Source organism: Phenylobacterium sp. (assembly GCF_024508875.1).
GTDB lineage: Bacteria > Pseudomonadota > Alphaproteobacteria > Caulobacterales > Caulobacteraceae > Phenylobacterium.
Genome location: NZ_JANINU010000351.1, coordinates 1 through 16,254 on the forward strand (window position 1 = coordinate 1; position 16,254 = coordinate 16,254).

Annotated in this window: 14 protein-coding genes; 5 read left to right on the top strand and 9 right to left on the bottom strand. The window is 70.5% G+C overall.

Annotated features, from left to right (window positions below; all coding sequences use genetic code 11):
* Window positions 1–1,034, top strand: a 1,034-nt coding sequence (locus tag Q0L11_RS23550; protein WP_296600576.1) for a lytic transglycosylase domain-containing protein, incomplete at its 5' end; no start/stop codon positions are given.
* Here Q0L11_RS23550 and Q0L11_RS23555 read toward each other — a convergent pair.
* Window positions 942–1,388, bottom strand: a complete 447-nt coding sequence (locus Q0L11_RS23555) for a cell wall biosynthesis glycosyltransferase (RefSeq protein ID WP_296600577.1) — start codon at window positions 1,386–1,388, stop codon at window positions 942–944. The two genes, Q0L11_RS23550 and Q0L11_RS23555, sit on opposite strands and share 93 nt — an antisense overlap.
* A gap of 93 nt (window positions 1,389–1,481) precedes the next feature.
* Between Q0L11_RS23555 and Q0L11_RS23560 the strand changes: the two genes are divergently transcribed.
* Complete coding sequence (locus Q0L11_RS23560; RefSeq protein ID WP_296600579.1) at window positions 1,482–2,576, top strand: PA0069 family radical SAM protein; 1,095 nt, start codon at window positions 1,482–1,484, stop codon at window positions 2,574–2,576.
* A 363-nt stretch (window positions 2,577–2,939) separates the two neighbouring features.
* Here the strand turns inward: Q0L11_RS23560 and Q0L11_RS23565 are convergent, their stop codons facing one another.
* On the bottom strand, window positions 2,940–4,235 hold the full coding sequence (locus Q0L11_RS23565; RefSeq protein ID WP_296600580.1) for a class I SAM-dependent RNA methyltransferase: 1,296 nt from the start codon (window positions 4,233–4,235) through the stop codon (window positions 2,940–2,942).
* A 144-nt stretch (window positions 4,236–4,379) separates the two neighbouring features.
* Here Q0L11_RS23565 and Q0L11_RS23570 point away from each other — a divergent pair, with 144 nt between their 5' ends.
* A complete protein-coding gene (locus tag Q0L11_RS23570) occupies window positions 4,380–4,997 on the top strand; it encodes a glycine zipper 2TM domain-containing protein (RefSeq protein ID WP_296600581.1) in 618 nt (205 codons plus the stop codon).
* 62 nt (window positions 4,998–5,059) lie between these two features.
* Here the strand turns inward: Q0L11_RS23570 and Q0L11_RS23575 are convergent, their stop codons facing one another.
* From Q0L11_RS23575 to Q0L11_RS23605, 7 genes are all read right to left on the bottom strand, one after another.
* The gene (locus Q0L11_RS23575; RefSeq protein WP_296600582.1) at window positions 5,060–5,788 is read right to left on the bottom strand and encodes a TlyA family RNA methyltransferase; all 729 of its coding nucleotides are present in this window, start codon (window positions 5,786–5,788) and stop codon (window positions 5,060–5,062) included.
* A gap of 3 nt (window positions 5,789–5,791) precedes the next feature.
* Window positions 5,792–7,546 carry a class I adenylate-forming enzyme family protein gene (locus tag Q0L11_RS23580; protein ID WP_296600583.1) on the bottom strand — a complete coding sequence of 585 codons (1,755 nt, stop codon included), beginning with the start codon at window positions 7,544–7,546 and terminating at the stop codon, window positions 5,792–5,794.
* Window positions 7,547–7,642: 96 nt separating this feature from the next.
* Entirely contained in the window at window positions 7,643–9,136 is a 1,494-nt protein-coding gene (locus tag Q0L11_RS23585) for a peptidase S10 (protein WP_296600584.1), read from the bottom strand.
* A 79-nt stretch (window positions 9,137–9,215) separates the two neighbouring features.
* A complete protein-coding gene (locus tag Q0L11_RS23590) occupies window positions 9,216–10,727 on the bottom strand; it encodes a peptidase S10 (protein WP_296600585.1) in 1,512 nt (503 codons plus the stop codon).
* Between the two features lie 316 nt (window positions 10,728–11,043).
* Window positions 11,044–11,682: a hypothetical protein gene (locus tag Q0L11_RS23595; protein WP_296600587.1), complete on the bottom strand. Its 639-nt coding sequence runs from the start codon at window positions 11,680–11,682 to the stop codon at window positions 11,044–11,046.
* Window positions 11,683–11,743: 61 nt separating this feature from the next.
* The gene (locus Q0L11_RS23600; RefSeq protein WP_296600588.1) at window positions 11,744–12,799 is read right to left on the bottom strand and encodes an alpha/beta hydrolase; all 1,056 of its coding nucleotides are present in this window, start codon (window positions 12,797–12,799) and stop codon (window positions 11,744–11,746) included.
* A 122-nt stretch (window positions 12,800–12,921) separates the two neighbouring features.
* Window positions 12,922–13,242, bottom strand: coding sequence for a helix-turn-helix domain-containing protein (locus tag Q0L11_RS23605; protein ID WP_296600589.1), 321 nt, complete (start codon window positions 13,240–13,242; stop codon window positions 12,922–12,924).
* 113 nt (window positions 13,243–13,355) lie between these two features.
* Between Q0L11_RS23605 and Q0L11_RS23610 the strand changes: the two genes are divergently transcribed.
* Window positions 13,356–14,465: an oxidoreductase gene (locus Q0L11_RS23610; protein WP_296600591.1), complete on the top strand. Its 1,110-nt coding sequence runs from the start codon at window positions 13,356–13,358 to the stop codon at window positions 14,463–14,465.
* Between the two features lie 156 nt (window positions 14,466–14,621).
* A partial coding sequence (locus Q0L11_RS23615) for a TonB-dependent siderophore receptor (RefSeq protein ID WP_296600594.1) occupies window positions 14,622–16,254 on the top strand: 1,633 nt, incomplete at its 3' end.

Sequence of the window (16,254 nt, forward strand, 5' to 3'; positions counted from 1 at the left end):
AGAGCGACCCCTGGATGCGCGCCGCCGGCGCCTACTGGGCCGCCCGCTCGGCCGTCGCCCTTGGCGACACCGCCACAGCCAACGCCTTCCTCCGCCTCGCCGCCCAGGCGCCGCAGACCTTCTACGGCATGCTCGCCGAGCGCCAGGTCCAGATGACCATGGCCTCCGCGCCCACGGGCCAGTTCATCCCGGCCTCGTTCCGCGCGCCCGAGCCGCCCAAGGCCGACCTGATCCAGCGGGACGTCCGCGCCCACCGCGCCGCCGCGCTCGCCCAGATCGGCCGCCTGGAAGAGGCCCGCCAGGAACTCCGCGCCGGCCTGGCCCTCGCCCGCACCGGCGAGGATCGCAAGGCGTGGACCGCCATGCTGACCGCCCTCGGCCCCGTGAGCTCGGCCGGCCTGCAGAAGCCGCAATACCTCAGCCTGGGCGACTACCAGACCCCGCCGCTGGAGCCGAAGGACGGCTTTACCGTCGACAAGGCTCTCGTCTACGCGATCGTGCGGCAGGAAAGCGGCTTCAACCCGATGGCCGTCTCGCCCGTCGGCGCAATGGGGCTGATGCAGCTCATGCCCGCCTCGGCCGCCCTGGCCACCGGCGACAACATCTACCGCAAGCGCCCGAGGGTCCTGTTCAACGCCGCCACCAACCTGCGGGCCGGCCAGGATTACCTGAGCTACCTCATGGACCGTGGGGTCGGCGGTGACATCCTCCAGGTCGTGGCCGCCTACAACGCCGGCCCGGGTGCCGTCCTGAAGACCACCGCCATGGTGGGCCAGGACGATCCGCTGCTGACGATCGAGTGCCTGCCGGCGCTGGAGACCCGCAACTACGTCGAGAAGGTCATGGCGGCCTACTGGACCTACAAGCGGATGTTCGGCGAGGAGACCCGCACGCTGGACGCCCTCGCCGGCGGCGCTCGCCGCATCGACGTGCGGCTCGACCTACCCAATGCGACGAGCCCGCAGCCCCAGATCGCGGCGGAGCCGCTGCAGGTCGGCGCCGCGGCGACCCTCCAGGCGATCGCGCTCCAATAGGACGCCGAACGGGCGGCGGCCGAACAGCCCCGCCTCCGAGAACCCCGAGACCACCGCCGGCTCGCCGCCACGCGCGAGGTGGCCCTCGATCGCCTTGATCCATCCGTCCCGCAGGCGGAAGTCGGCCGGCAGGATCATCAGCGTGTCGGCCCGGGCCGCCTGCGCTGCGCCCTCCAGCGTCTGGTGGGCCTCGGCGCCCATGTCCTCGCACAGCGCGTCTATCCCCGGCTGGTCCTCCGCCGCGACGATGAGCACCTGGCGGACCAGGCCGTCCACCGCCCCGGCCGTGAGTTGCGCCAGCAGCGCAGGCGTCCCCTCGGGGCCGATCCTCGCGTCGATGATCACCGAAACCATGCCCCGGACAGACCGCGCTTCCCCTGCCGCCGTCAAGCTTCAACGACGCCCATCGTTCTTGTTTTGTTCGACTCCTTCCTATAGGGTCCGAGAGTGTCCACCGGCTTCACCTCCCAGATCCCCAAGGCCGCACGGGGCCGCGGCGCCCGCTCGAACGCCACCGGTCGCTACGAAGCCCAGCAGCGCGAGGGCTTCGACGACGGCTGGACGATCGAGGACCCCGAGCCCCAGCAGTTGCAAACCACGCTGACGGCCGAGAAGGCCAAGGTCATCGTCAGCCGCAACGACAGCCCTGACGTCGGGTTCTCGGCCTCGATCAATCCCTACCGCGGCTGCGAACACGGGTGCATCTACTGCTACGCCCGGCCTGCGCACGCCTATATGGGCCTGTCGCCGGGTCTCGACTTCGAATCCAGGCTCTTCTTCAAGCCCGAGGCGGCGAAGCTGCTGGAGAAGGAGCTCTCCAAGACCCGCTACGTCCCCGAACTGATCCATATCGGCGGCAACACCGATCCCTACCAGCCGCAGGAGCGCAAGCTGCGGGTGACCCGCGGAGTGATCGAGGTGCTGCTCCGCTTCCGCCACCCCTTCTCCGTCATCACCAAGTCGGCGCTGATCGTCCGCGACCTGGACCTCCTGGCGCAAGCGGCGGCGCAGAACCTCACGCGGGTGGCGATCTCGATCACCAGCCTCGACCGCAAGCTCGCCCGCTCCATGGAGCCGCGCGCCGCCACCCCGGAGAAGCGCCTCGACGCCATCCGCCGCCTCACCGGCGCCGGCGTACCGGTGACCGTAATGTTCGCGCCCTGCATTCCCGGCCTCAACGATCACGAGATGGAGGCCGTGCTCGAGCGCTCCGCCGAGGCCGGCGCGTCCGGCGCGGGCTACGTCGCCCTACGCCTGCCGATGGAGATCAAGGACCTCTTTAGGGAGTGGCTGGAAACCGACCACCCCGACCGCGCCCGCCGGGTTATGTCCCTCGTCCGCCAGATGCGCGGCGGCAAGGACTACGACGCCCAATGGGGCAGCCGCATGAAGGGCGAAGGTCCAATCGCCGCGCTGATGGCCACGCGCTTCGCCGCCGCGAAGAAGCGCTACGGACTCGACCAAGGCTGGGGCAGCCTGGACATGGCCCGCTTCCGTGTTCCACCGCATGCCGGGGGCCAACTCGACCTGTTCGGCGAATAGCGCCCCCGCCGCCCCAACCTCGGCCCTTCCTCCCGCTCGTCATCCCCGCGCTCGTCCCGGGGATCGATTCCAGGGCGCCGGCCAAGTCCGCACCTCGCCCTGAACCGCCGCATGGACGCCCGGGTCGAGTCCGGCCATGACGAGCGGAGACAGGGGCGCGTGAAGAGCCTTCATCCTGGGCGACCTCGCCGAGCGCGGCCATTCGCTCGCCCCCTCTCGCTCCGCGAGCTCCCCCAAGGGGGGAGTCATCCCGGACGGCCAACGGCCGATCCGGGACCCAGGAGCACATGCACCGCAGAACCCACTGGGTCCCGGCTCTCCGGCCGGGATGACAGCGCTGGGGGCTGCCGGGAAGTCGCGCGCTTACCGCCCGAACACCCCGACCAGTTCGACATGCGGCGACCAGAGGAACTGATCCACGGGCAGCACGCGCTCAAGGCGGAAGCCGGCGTCGATCAGCGTGCGCGCGTCGCGCACGAACGTCGCGGGATTGCACGATACCCCGATCACCCGCGCGACGTTCGAGGCCGCCAGCTCGGCCGTCTGCTCGGCGGCTCCCGCACGGGGCGGGTCGAAGACTGCGACGTCCACATGCTTCAGCTCCTGCGACAGCACCGGCCGGCGAATCAGGTCGCGCGCTTCGGCGCTGACGCCCTTCAGGCCGGGCGCCGTGGCGACCCCGGCGGTCAGAGCGGCGATGGCCTCGGCGGCGAAGTCGGCGGCGTGCACGGGCGCGATCTCCGCCAGTCGGAAGGTGAAGGTGCCAACGCCACAATACAGGTCGGCGATGCGGTGCGCGCCGGCCGCCGCCTCGCCGACGAAAGCCGTCATGGCCGCCTCGGCCTGGGGCGTCGCCTGCAGGAACGAGCCCGGCGGCAGACTCACCCGCGCGGGTCCCAGCCGCACCTGCGGCATGCGGGACATGTAGGCCATCTCGCCCGCCAGGGTGACGCGGGCGATATCCGCTTCGGCGGCGCGTTCGGCCAGCGTCATGCGCGCGTCCGCGGAAAGTCCGCCGCTTTTGGCCTCGACACCGGTGATGTCGATGTCGAGACCGGTGTCGGTCAGCGTCACGTGCAGCGTCGGCGCCGACTTGGGATGCTCGAACAGCGGGGCGGCCAGCCGCTTCAGAGCCGGGATCGCCGCCTGGATCCGCTGGTCGGCGATGGGGCAGACGTCGATGTTCACCAGGTCCCACGATTTGCGGGCCTTGTAACCCAGGCGGGCCGCTTCGCGGCCGCCTTGGCGGGCGTGCAGGGCCACGCGGCGGCGGGTGCCCGGCTGGGCGGCGAACGCCGGCAGGATTTCGGTCTCGATACGCTCGCGCGCCAACGTCCCGACCAGACGCTCCACTTTCCACGCGAGATAGGCGGCATGGTCCCAGTGCTGCAGCGCGCAGCCGCCGCAGGCGAAGAAGTGCGGGCAGGCAGGAGAGATCCGCTGCGGGCTGGGGTCCAGCACCTCCAGCAATTCGCGGCGCTCGCCGGCTCCCTGGGCGCGGACACGCTCGCCCGGCAGGCTGAACGGCACGAAGATCGGCCCGGCGGCCACGCCGTCGCCCTCCCCGCCCACGCCCTGGATGATGAGTTCGACCGGCGGGCCGGGCGGTGGCTTCGGATCGGGACGACCGCCTTTGAAGCGGTGCTTGGGAGACCTCATGAGGCGGTCTCAGCGACCGCTTTGGTTAAGCCAAAATGAACGAACATGAACGAGTTTCTCAACAGCCGTTCAGGTTCGTCGCCGCATCTTGCACTCAAGCGTCGCCGTAAAGCGACCGACCGCATCGAGATCGAGGGATAACGAATGTCCACGCAGGTCACCTTCGCAAAGGCCGCAGCCGCCGCGCTCGCCGGCGTGATCGCGCTGGGCGCGTGCGCTCCAGCGCTGGCCCAACCCGCAGGGTCCTACACCACCACGGCCTCCAACAGCTACAACTACGATCCCTGCCGCCGCGACGCCAACCAGCGTGGCACGGCCGGCGCCCTCATCGGCGGCGGCATGGGCGCGGTGATCGGCTCGAACGCCGCGGCGCGCAACGCCCGCACCGAAGGCGCCCTCCTGGGCGGCCTGCTGGGCGCCATCGCCGGCGGGGTGATCGGCAACAAGACCGCCGCCTGCACCAACGGGCCGACGCGTTACGACACCGCCGCGCTGCCGCCGCCTCCACCGCCGGCTCCCGCGCCGGGGCCGTCCAGCTACTACGACCGCGACGCCTACGCCGACTCCGCCGCCGCCCAGGCCCGCGAGGACGCCTGGCGCGACCAGGCCCGCGCCGACCGCTACCGCGCCGGCGACCGTCCGGCCGAGCCGGACGGCTGCACCCTCGCCGAGAGCCCCATCTACATGCCCGATGGCCGTACCCAGACCCGCTTCGTCCGCGTGTGCCGCGACGCGAACGGCAAGTACGCGGTCGTCGACTGACGTCAGCTCCAAGTCGAGTGTCTCACTGGCCGCCCTGCGTACCGGGGCGGCCATTTCTTTGCCTAGGCGTGCGACGCCCAGAGCAGGAATTCGCGGTTGCCGTCGCCGCCCGAGATCGGACTGTCCGTCGTCCCGCGGACGGTCCAGCCCCGGTCGGCGAGAAAAGCCATCACGACCTCGAGCGCGTCCTGCCGAGCCGCTTCGTCCGTGACGATGCCGCCCTTCCCCACCCTTTCGGGGCCAACCTCGAACTGTGGCTTCACCAGCGCGACCAGATCGGCGCCGGGAGCCGCCAGGGCAAGGGCCGCCGGCAGCGCCTTGGCCAGGGAGATGAAGCTAACGTCGCTGACGATCAGCCCGGGCGGGTCCGGGATGAGCGCGGGCGTCAGGTCGCGCGCGTCGGTGGCCTCCAGGCCGACGACGCGCGGGTCGGCGGCGAGCTTCGGGTGAAGCTGGCCGCGGCCGACGTCGACGGCGTAGATGCGAGCCGCGCCGCGGGCCAGGCAGACTTCGGTGAAGCCGCCGGTGGAGGCTCCGACGTCAAGCACCACCCGGCCTTCCACGGCGACTGGCCACAGGTCCAATGCGTGGACCAGCTTGAGGGCGCCGCGGCCGACCCAGGGATGGGCAGCCACCGCTTCGACCACCGCATCGTCAGCCAGCAACTCGGCGGCCTTGGTGACAGGCCGGCCGTCCGCTGTCACCCCGCCCGCGTCGATCGCCGCGCGCGCCTTGGCGCGGCTCTCGAACAGGCCTCGGGCGACCAGCAGGACGTCGGCCCGGGTCTTCACGCCTCAGGCGGTCTCGGGCGCGAACAGCTTCTTGAGCTCGGTCTTGAGGATCTTGCCGTTCGGGTTGCGCGGCAGGGTCTCGTGCCAGAACTTGACCTCGACCGGCACCTTGAAGGCCGCGAGGCGCTCGGCCACGTGGGCGCGCAGCTCCTCCTCGGTCGCCTCGGCGCCGGGCTTCAGGGTGACGACCGCGGCCGGCTCCTCGCCCAGGATCCGGTGCGGCTTGGCCACCACCGCGGCGTCCATCACCGCCGGGTGGTCGTAGAGGACGTTCTCGACCTCGACGCAGTAGATGTTCTCGCCGCCGCGGATCAGCATGTCCTTGGCCCGGTCGATGATGAAGCAGAAGCCTTCCTCGTCCAGGCGCGCCAGGTCGCCGGTGCGGACCCAGCCGTCGACGAAGGTCTGGGCCGTAGGCTCGGGCTTGTTCCAGTAGAGCTTGGCGTTCATCGGGCCCTTGGACCACAGCTCGCCCACCTGGCCAGGCGCCAGGACGGTGACGCCGTCGGCCGGGTCACGGATCTGCAGCTCGGCGACCGCTGCGGCCGGGCCGCAGCTGTCGGGGCGGTTCTGGTAGTCCTCGCCGCTGTTCGACGTCACCGTGGCGCAGGTCTCGGTCATGCCCCATCCCTGGCCGGGCTGCGACTTCGGGAAGACCTCCTTGAGCCGCCGCACCAGTTCCGGCGCCGACGGCGCGCCGCCGTACGAGACGCCCTCCAGGGACGACAGGTCGTAGTTGCCGCGGGCCGGGTGCTCGATGAGCTGCCAGGCGATGGTCGGCACACCGCCGGCCGTGGTCACCTTCTCACGCTCGATCAGTTCGAAGGCGCGGATGGGCTCCCACTTGAACATCAGGACCAACTTGCCGCCGGTGGCGAGCGTGGGGTTCAGAACGGCGAAGCAGCCGGTGACGTGGAAGAACGGCACCGACAGCAGGGCCGCCCGCTGGGGTGCGTTCGGGTCGGGTGCGGGCGGCTGCTCGCCCTTGCGCAGGAACGAGCGCGCCGCGGCGGCGCCGGCGGTGAAGATGTTGCAGTTGACCGCCCGGTTGGTGGCCAGGGCGCCCTTGGGGCGGCCGGTCGTGCCCGAGGTGTAGAAGATCGTGGCGTCGTCGTCGGTGTGGACTTCCACATCCGGCAACGCATCATCTGGGAGGCTGGCCCAAGTGTTGGCGCCGCCCAGAACCTCTTCGAGCTTGGTCACGTACGGATGGGCGATCTCGTCGACCTCGCGGCTGACGTAGACGCGCTTCAGGTCCGGGCAGTTGTGGAAGTGCTCGGACAGGCGGCTGTAGCGCTCGGCGTCCATCACCGCGACCTTCGTCCCGGAGTCGGTCAGGCCGTATTCCAGCTCGGGGCCGGTCCACCAGGCGTTGAGCGGCGTGACGATCGCGCCCAGCGAGGCGGCGGCGTAGAAGGCGACCACCCATTCCGGCAGGTTGCGCATGATGACGGCGACGCGGTCGCCCTTCTCCACACCCTGGGCCTGCAGCTCGCGGGCGAACTTCGCCACGGCGCGGTGGAAAGCGTCGAAAGTGACGCGCTCGTCCTCGTAGACGAGGAACACCTTGTCGCCGTGCAGCTTGGACATCTCGGCGACCGCGCGCAGCGTCGGCGGCTGGTTCTTCCAGGTCTTCACCTTCACGCCACGGATCGTCTCCTCGACGATCTCGGTCGGCAGGCCAGGCTGGCCCAGGATCGCATGGGCCTGCTGGATCGACATGGCGGGCCAACCGGGCGGCAGAACGGCCTCGGACATCAAATACTTCTCCCTATGGCGCGCCCGGATTCCCCGCCCGGACGTCGCGTAGGTGAACAAGCATAACCTAGCGGAAGAGGCAAACTTCGCCCGCTGTTATCCCACTGCGCCGTAGAGCCGCATGACGTCGCCGCGGAAGGCCGCCTGGCTGCCGGGACGGCTGTAGAACATGTGCCCGCCGGGATAGAGGGCCAGTTTCGTACGGTTCGCGCCCGCTTCGGGGGCCATCTGGTCGATGATGAGGCGCGAGGCAAAGAACGGGCACGACAGGTCGCCATAGCCGTGGGCGATGAGGACTTTCAGTTTCGGGTCGGCCGCCAGCGCCTGGCGCAGGTCCTCGACCGACTCGGCCTGGCTGCGGTTGGCCCAGTTGTCGTTGACGGTGTCGGACAGCGCCTCGTAGCGCCCATCAACCTTCCATCCGACGATCCGGGTGGTGAAGTCGACCATGGCGGTCGTGGTCGAGGCCACGATGGAGTCCAGGATCGGGTCGCCGGCCCGGCGGTTCTGCGCCCACGGGAAGGGATCGTAGGCGGTGACGTTGGCGTCGTAGATCGAGGCGATGCGGCCCTGGTCGCGGTAGAGCTCGCGCAGGAAGGTCTGGGTGTCGATCCGCCCGCCCATGCGCCGGACCAGAGCGGGGTCGAGGCCGGTGTAGCGGGTGACGCGCTCGACGATGCGGTTCACCGCCGCCGGGTCGGACTGGCCCTTCAGCATGTCGGTGACGAATTCGCCGCGCGCATAGGCCTCGACCTCGGCCAGGGTCTCGGGGCTGAGGGGCTTGCCCTCGCGCTCGTACCGGGCCGCCGCCATGGACGGCAGGGTGATCATGTAGGACAGCGGCGACAGGTCGGTGTGGCCGCGGGCGCGGTAGTCGATCACCGGCGAGACCATCACCATGCCGGCCGGCGCGACGCCGATCTCACGCTGCAGGTAGTGGCCGATCGCCGGCGCGCGAAGGCCGCCGTAGCTCTCGCCGACCACGTACTTCGGCGAGGCCATCCGCTGGTTCTTCAGCAGCCAGTCGTAGACCACGCGGCTCAGGTAGGCGATGTCCTCCTTGACGCCGAAGAAGCGCTTCTTGGTCTCGTCCATGGGGACCAGCGAGCGCGAGAAGCCGGTGCCCACAGGGTCGATGAAGACCAGGTCGGTGAAGTCGAGCCAGGTGGCGGCGTTGTCGACGAGGTTGGGCGGATCGGACGGACTGTCGCCCTGGGCGCCGAATTGCAGCCGCTTCGGGCCGATGGCGCCGAGGTTGAGGTAGACGGACGCGGCGCCGGGGCCGCCGTTGAAGGCGAAGGTGATCGGGCGGCCCGGTCCCTTCGCGCCGTCGAGGATGTAGGACGTGAAGACCACCTCGGCGATCTTCTTGCCCTTCTCGTCGCGCACTGGGATCACGCCGACGGTGGCGGTGTAGTTCAGGGTCTTGCCCGCGACGCGGGTGACCTGCTTCACCGAGGCGTCGGCCGGGAACGGCGGCAGGTCGATCTTGTCCTTGGGCAGGTCCAGCTTGGGCGGATCCGCCTTGTCCTGCGCGAAGGCCGGAACCGCCACGCCGACGCCGGCGGCGAGCGCCGCGGTGAGAACCATACGCCGATGCATCGGAACGCCCCCGAACTGAACGAAGCGGCGAAGCTAGGACCAGTTCGAAGGCCCGTCGAGATGCCGGCTAGCGCGCGCCGAAGACCTGCATGACGTCGGCGCGGAAGGCGGCTTGGCTGGCGGGGCGGCTATAGAACATGTGGCCGCCGGGGTAGAGCGACAGCTTCACGCGGTTCACGTCTCCGCTGATCGGCATCTGGTCGATGACCAGGCGCGAGATGAAGTACGGGCAGCTCAGGTCGTCGTAGCCGTGGACGATGAGCACCTTCATCTTCGGGTCGGCGGCCACCGCCTGGCGCAGGTCGGTGCTGGCGTTGGTGAGCTCGACGCCCTTCTCCCAGTTCTCGCCGACCTCGTCCGACAGGGCGTTGTAGCGGGCCTCGACCTTCCAGCCGACCACGCGGGTCACGAAGTCGACCATGGCGCTGGTCGTGGGCGCGATGATGGCGTCGAGGATCGGATCGCCGCGCCGGCCGGTGGGCGACCATGGGAAGGGATCGTCCTGGGTGACGTTGCTGTCGTACCAACTGCCGATCTTGCCGTCCTTCCGGTAGAGCTCGCGCAGGTAGGCGCGGCTGTCGATCCGCCCGCCGGAACGCTCGACGAAGCCGCGGTCGAGGCCGGTGTAGGCGGTGACCTTGTCCACGATGCGGGCCACGGCGGCCGGATCGCGCCGCCCCTTCGCAAGGTCTGTCATGAACTCGCCGCGGGCGTAGGCCTCGACGTCGGCCATCAGCGCCGGCGACAGCGCCTTGCCCTGGCGCTCGTAGTTCGAGGCGGCCATCGACGGCAGGGTGGACACCCAGGCCATCGGCGAGAAGTCGGGCGACAGGTCGACCGGCGGCTCCAAATAGGGTGAGACCAGCACGACGCCGTTCACGCCGACGCCCAGCTTGGTCTGCAGGTAGTAGGTGATCTTGGGCCCGCGGAAGCCGCCGTAGCTCTCGCCGGTGACATACTTCGGCGAGGCCATGCGGCCGTACTTCAGCAGCCAGTCGTAGACGATGCGCGACAGGTACTGGATGTCGGCGTCGATGCCGTAGAAGCGCTTCTTGGTCTCCTCCTTGTCGACCAGCGAGCGAGAGAAGCCGGTGCCGACCGGGTCGATGAAGACCATGTCGGTGAAGTCGAGCCACGTGCCCGGATTGTCCACCAGCTCGGCGCTGTCGGAGGGGCTGTCGCCCTGGGCGCCGAACTGCACGCGCTTCGGCCCGATGGCGCCCAGGTTCAGATAGACCGAGGCCGCGCCCGGGCCGCCGTTGAAGGCGAAGGTGACCGGGCGCTTCGGATCGCGCGGACCGTCCAGGACGTAGGCGGTGAACACCACCTCGGCGACCACCTTGCCCTTCTCGTCGCGGACCGGCAGCGCGCCGACGGTGGCGGTGTAGTTCAGCGTCTTTCCGGCGACACGGGTCGTCTGCTTGACCGACGCCGGCTCGGGGAACTTGGGCAGGTCGATCTTGTCCTTGGGCAGGTCCAGCTTGGGCGCATCGCCCTTCCCCGCCTCGTCCGCCACAGCGGGCAAGGCTGCGCCGACACCCGCGGCGAACGCCGCTGCCAGAACGCCACGTCGATGCATGATTTCGCCTCCCGATTGCGCCGGGACGCTAGAACTGTTCGCCCGCCCTGGCGACATCGCGCTCGTGTGTTTGGGAGCGACGTGGCGCGCGCCGCGGCGCCGTCAAATCGAACCGCGGAATGACGCGGAAAACGCGGACGGTCCGGCGGCGCTTCCGCGCCGTTCTGCGTCTTCCGCGGTTTGCATCCTTCGACCCTGGCGCACCATCTCGCAGGCATGGGGCTGCGCCGCCGGGGCAGAGGCTCCGTCGGTCGGTTGAATGCTGGCGGGGGACTGGGAAGAGGCGCGTGGCGCGCGGCGGTTCGGCCGGCAGGCGTCAGCGCGGCGGGCCGGTGGCGCGGCGGCGCGGGAGGGCGCCGAGGCGTCCCATCGGATGCGGCGACGTCGCCGACGCCAAGTCGAAGGCCGGCGCGGTGGCGGACGCGGCGAGCCGCGCCTTCAGGCCGCCGCCGGCCGGAGGCTTCGGGCGCGAGCCGGGCCCCGGATCCGGGGCGGCCGCGGATTTCACCCGGGCCAGCAGCTCGCGCAGGGTGGGCAGCTCGGCCGGCTCCGGGCCCGGCAACGCCGAGGCCCCGGCCGCGACGCCCTCCAGGCTCTTCAGGAGGATCGGCAGACTGGCCGGCTCACGCTCCCGCTCGGCTTCGGTCTCGACAAAGGCCTCGCGTTCGATCGGGTCATGTTCGGACCGGTTTCGCTCTGCAGGGTCATGTTCGGGCGCGTCACGTTCGGCGAAGCGCGCATCCCGGACCTCGGCGCGGGCCTCGCGGCGCAAGCGCAGCTCCAACGCCACCGACATCCGCAACGCGAAGGCGCAGCGCTCGAAAAGCTCGAAGTATTCGAGCTCCAGCGCCGCCGTCGTCGCCCGCTCGGCCCGCGCGCCGAACACCTTCCCAAGGCGAAAGGCGCATTCGCCCACCTCGAGGAGCATCCGGCTGCGGGGATCGTCGGCGATCATGAGAACAAAACTAGAACATCAACTCGCCGCCGTCAACGAACAACGCGCCGGCGCAGCGATTTCAGTCTTCCGACCGTCCCGTCCTGGCGGCGTGGACGACCGCGAGGACGGCGTCGATCACCGCCTGCGGCCTGTCGAGCTGGACAAGGTGCCCGGAGCCCTCGGCGACGCGACGCTCGCCGCGCCGCGACAGGCGGACCAGGGCCTCGTGGCTGTCGCGCCAGTCGGCCATCAGCGCCGGCCACTCCTCCTTGGCCTCGGGCGACCACAGGCCCGACGCGCCCGCGCTAATCACGATCAGCGGCAGGTCGCCGTAGGTGCGGCCGTCCCGCACGACGCGCTCGCCATTGGGCTCGTACTCCTCGTAGAGCGACGCCTGGGTGCGCAGGCGCGCCGGCGCGGCGTCGAGGCGGGCCAGGACGGCCTGGGCGCGCACCGGGATTTCCGGGAAGTACTGAAAGCAAGGCGGCGCCGGCGCACCGGTCTTCACCTTGCCGGTCTCCACGCCAGCCGCGCAGTCGCGAAGTCGCCGAGCTTCGCCGGCGAGGAACGCCCGGTCGGCGGCGGCTGCCTTCGGCCCGGCGGCTTCCTCGCGAGCCAGATCGTGCGGGCGGACCGGATCGACCAGGACGATGCCCGCGACGTCGCCCAGACGCCGGTCGGCAAAGGTCAGCACCTCGTGCGCGCCGGCGGAATGGCCGACCAGCACATAGGGCCCGCCGATGCCGGCCCCTTTCAGCGCGCGTTCGAGGTCGTCGGTGGTGCGCCCGACGGTTTGCGGGGCCGCGGCGTCGCCGTCGCTGAGCCCGAAACCGGCGCGGTCCCAGGCGCAGGCGCGGGTGACCTTTGCGACCTGCGGCTGAACCTTGGCCCAGGTCGCCGACCAGGCGCCGAGGCCGGCGGTGAACACCACGGTCGGGGAGCCGCTTCCCAGGCAGCGCAGATGGATCCGCCGTGCGCCCTCGACCGGAATCATGCCGCCGGGCGCGACATAGTCGGCCATCGCCTCGACCACCGGGACGTCGGCGATCACTTGCGCCCGGGCGCCGGCCGGAAGGCTCGCCACGAGGAGGCTCGCCAGAACAAGCCCCGCGCACAGACCAACGCTACGCTTCACCCTATCCCCCTGCGACGCCCGCTTCGGGCGGCAGGATCGCGTCTGGGCGGAGCTCGCGCAATCGCCGTTATACGGAGCTTGGGAGCCGCGAGACGGATCGCCCCGCGGATCGCGGAGCTCTCTCAGGCGTCGGCGGCCGCCGGTTGCGGCCGCTGGGCGGCCCATTCCAGCAGCGCGTCGAGCGCGGGGCACATGGCTTGGCCCCAGGGGGTCAGGCGGTATTCGACCTTCGGCGGCACCTGCGGATAGACCACCCGCTCGACGACGCCGTCGCGTTCCAGCTCGCGGAGCTGCTGGATCAGCATCTTCTGGGAGACGCCAGGGATCGCGCGCTCCAGCTCGGAGAAGCGAAGCACCTCGCGGGCGAACAGGTGGAAGATGATGACCATCTTCCAGCGGCCTTCGAGCATGCGGAACGCGCCCTCGACGCCGAGGGCGGCCATGTCGGGCGTCACGTCTTCAAGCTTACCTGTAGGTGAGTACCCTACTTTTTGGTCCGTACTTGCCATGCCGCCAGCATAATCCCAGATCGCGGGCTCGCCAATGGAGCCCCTCGATGACCGTGAAACTTCCCTTTCCCATCGCCCGCTATTTCGAGGCCGCCAACGTCGACGATCCGGACGCGGTGGCCGCAGCCCTGGCGACGGACGCCCAGGTGCGTGACGAAGGCCGCGACCATCGCGGACGTGACGCGATCCGCGCCTGGGCCGCCGAGTCGCGCCGGCGCTATCGCTTCCACGCAGAGCCCCGCAGCGTGGAACCCCAGCCGGACGGGGCGATCGTCACGGCCCACCTGACCGGCGACTTCCCCGGCACGCCGGCGGATCTGCGCTATCGCTTCACCCTGGCGGAGGGCGAGATCTCGGGCCTCGAGATCACGGTGCGGCCGCCGGACGCGGAATTCGCCGGGCGGCGGGTGCTGGTCACCGGGGGCACGCAGGGGATCGGCGCGGCCATCGTGCAGCGCCTACGCGGCGCCGGCGCGAGGGTGTTCACCACGGCCCGCGCCGCGCCGCAGGACCTGGCCGAACCGGACGCGTTCGTCATCGCGGACCTGGGCTCGGCAGAGGGCGTGGCCCGCGTGGCCGAAGCCGCTCTGCGCCATCTGGGCGGCCTGGACGTCCTGGTCCACAACGTCGGGGGCTCATCCGCGCCGGGGGGCGGCTATGCCGCGCTGACCGACGACCACTGGGCCGACGCGCTGGACGGCAACCTCCTGTCGGCGGTGCGTCTGGACCGCGCGCTGCTGCCGACGATGACGGACCAGGGCTATGGCGTCGTCGTGCACGTCTCGTCGATCCAGAGCGTGCTGCCGCTGTACGAATCGACCCTGGCCTATGCGGCGGCCAAGGCGGCGCTCAGCACCTACAGCAAGGCCCTGTCCAACGAGGTCGGGCCGCAGGGCGTGCGGGTGGTCCGCGTCTCGCCGGGCTTCACCGAGACCGACGCGGCGACGCGGATGATCGAACGGCTCGCGAAGGCCGACGGGGTCGACCCCGCCACTGCGCGCGAGGGCCTGATGCGGTCGCTGGGGGGCATCCCCATCGGCCGGCCAAACCGGCCCGAGGAGGTGGCGGACCTGATCGCCTTCCTCGCCAGCGACCGCGCCGGCGCGCTGCACGGGGCGGACTATGTGATCGACGGCGGGACTGTGCCCACGGTTTGACGACCGGCGAAGGCCCGTCCCTCCCCGTCGCGGGAGACGGGCCTTCGCGAGGTTTCCGGAATTTGCGAACCGTTCGCAGAAACTTGCCCCAGCGCTTCGGCCCGGCTATGAGCCGCAATTGCGAGTCATTTGCATTCTCAAGCCTAGGAGTTCCGTGTGCGCCGCCTGCTGGTCTTCGTCTCCCCCCTCGCCCTGCTTGTCGCCGTCCCCGCCCTGGCCGCGGAGGGCGACGGCGCGGCGCCGACCTATCTCGAAGGGGTGGAGGTGCAGGGCGAGCTGGTGAGGACCGCCGTGGGCGGCAAGAGCGACGCGGCGGCGATCGACACGCCCCAGGCGATCAGCGTGGTGACCAGCGCCCAGTTCACCGAGCGCGGGGCCCAGAGCCTGCAGGAGACGCTGCGCTACAGCGCCGGCGTGTCGGCGGAGGCCTATGGCAACGACGGGCGCAACGACTACAGCCAGGTGCGCGGGGTCGAGGCGCCGATCTACCTGGACGGGCTGCGCCAGACGTTCGGCTACTACATGCCGCGCACCGACATCCGCATGCTGCAGCAGGTGGAGGTGCTGAAGGGCCCCGGCGGGTCGCTGTATGGCGCGGGCACCATCGGCGGGCTGATCAACCAGACCAGCAAGCGGCCGGGGTTCAAGTCGGCCGGCGAGGTGTCGGTCTCGTATGGGACGTTCGACCGGATCGAGGCGACGGCCGACGTCACGGGGCCGCTGAACGCGGCCGGGACGCTGGCGGGCCGGATCGTGGCGGTGGCCCGCGACGCCGACACCCAGACCGACTACGTGCGCGACGACCGCATCCTGATCGCGCCGTCGCTGACCTGGGCGCCGACCGAGGCCACGACCCTGACCCTGCTGGGCCGCTATCAGAAGGACAAGGGCGGGACGGTCTCGACCTTCGCGCCGGCCGCGGCGACGATCTTCGCCGAGCCGGGCCGGCGGCTGCCCACGTCGCGGTTCTTCAGCGAGCCCGACTGGGAGAAGTACGACACCCGCACGGTGGCGATCAGCCTGGTGGCCGAGCACCGGCTGAACGAGGCGATCACCCTGCGCAGCAACAGCCGCTGGCTGGACGCGGACGTGAACTACCAGTCGATCTATCCCGACAGCTATTCGAACCCGGCCAACCCGTTCATCGACCCCGCGCGCCGGGTGCTGAACCGCTACATCTGGGCGATCTATCCCGAGATCCGCACCTTCTCGACCGACAATCACGTGCAGGCGAAGTTCGCCACGGGGGCGATCCAGCATGACCTGCTGGCGGGCGGCGACTACCAGCACTATCGGCAGACCAGCGACTACGTGTCGGGTCTGACCACGCCGATCGACGCCTATGCGCCGGCGTACGGGAACTACACGGTCCCCGACCGGCTGCCGAACGCCACCGAGCGGCAGAGCCAGGTCGGCGCCTACCTGCAGGACACGCTGAGCTACGGGCCGGTGTCGGTGCTGCTGGGCGTGCGGCGGGACCGGGCCAAGACGGGCGGCGTCGTCGACAAGGCCACCACCTGGCGGGCGGCGGCCACCTATGCGCTGACGCCGACGCTGAAGCCGTACCTGAGCTATTCCGAGAGCTTCCTGCCGCAGACCGGAACGACGTTCGCCGGCGAACCCTTCAAGCCCACCCGCGGCCGCCAGATCGAGGCCGGGGTGAAGTGGGAGGTGGCGCCGGGCAGCCTGCTGACGCTGGCGGCCTACGAGATCAAGGAGCGCAACCGGCTCACCAACGACCCGGCCAACCCGTTCTTCTCGGTGCAGACCGGCGAGGCGAAACTGACGG